The organism is Cupriavidus sp. CP313 (genome assembly GCF_054072015.1).
In genome coordinates this window covers 1-903 of the sequence record NZ_JBSVZB010000091.1, presented here as the reverse complement: position 1 = coordinate 903, position 903 = coordinate 1, and the positions used below count along the sequence as shown (strand labels likewise).

At 63.0% G+C, this 903-nt stretch carries 1 protein-coding gene; it reads left to right on the top strand.

The window, feature by feature from the left end; translation table 11 throughout:
• Nucleotides 1-813 (top strand): group II intron maturase-specific domain-containing protein (locus ACW4E8_RS41010; protein ID WP_456809698.1); only part of this gene is annotated, 813 nt, incomplete at its 5' end.
• Nucleotides 814-903 lie beyond the last annotated feature (90 nt).

The following is a 903-nucleotide window of genomic DNA, read 5'->3' as shown; positions in this document are numbered from 1 at the left end:
TTTTTTGACCGGGTCAACCACGACATCCTGATTGATCGCCTACAGAAGCGCATCGAGGACCCCGGAGTCATCCGTCTGGTCCGGGCGTACCTGAACAGCGGGCTGATGGATGGCGGGGTGGTGCTGCAACGGTACGAGGGCACGCCACAGGGCGGTCCCCTGTCGCCGTTGCTGGCCAACGTGATGCTCGATGAGGTGGACAAGGAGCTGGAACGCCGAGGCCATTGCTTCGTGCGCTATGCCGATGATGCGAACGTGTATGTACGCAGTCAGCGGGCGGGTGAACGGGTGATGGTGTTATTGCGGCGGCTGTATGGCCACCTGCGTCTGAAGGTCAACGAGGCAAAGAGCGGAGTGGCGAGCGCGTTTGGCCGCAAGTTCCTGGGCTTTGACTTCTGGCCGGCCCCGGATGGGGTGGTCAAGCGTGGCGTGGCAGCCAAACCGCTGCTGGCATTCAAGCAGCGCATCCGCGCATTGACCCGTCGCTCAGGTGGGCAGAGTCTGCAGGAAGTGGTGGACCGGCTGCGGCCCTACGTTCAGGGCTGGAAAGCCTACTTCCGGTTGGCGCAAACGCCAAAGATCTGGCGAAAGCTGGACCAATGGTTGCGTCACCGCCTGCGGGCGATTCAGCTTAAGCAATGGCGACGTGGCTCGACTATTTACCGCGAACTGCGGATGCTCGGTGCGACGCCCGAGACGGCCCAACGCGTGGCGGCGAAAAGCCGTCGCTGGTGGTGCAACAGTGAAGGCCCTCTGAACTGGGTGCTGGATATCGCCTTCTTCGACAAGCTGGGCCTACCCCGCCTCGCCTAACCTCAACCCCTCGAACCGCCCGGTGCGGACCCGCATGCCGGGTGGTGTGGCAGGGGTGTAGCCAGGATGGCTACCCCCTATGCCGATTTG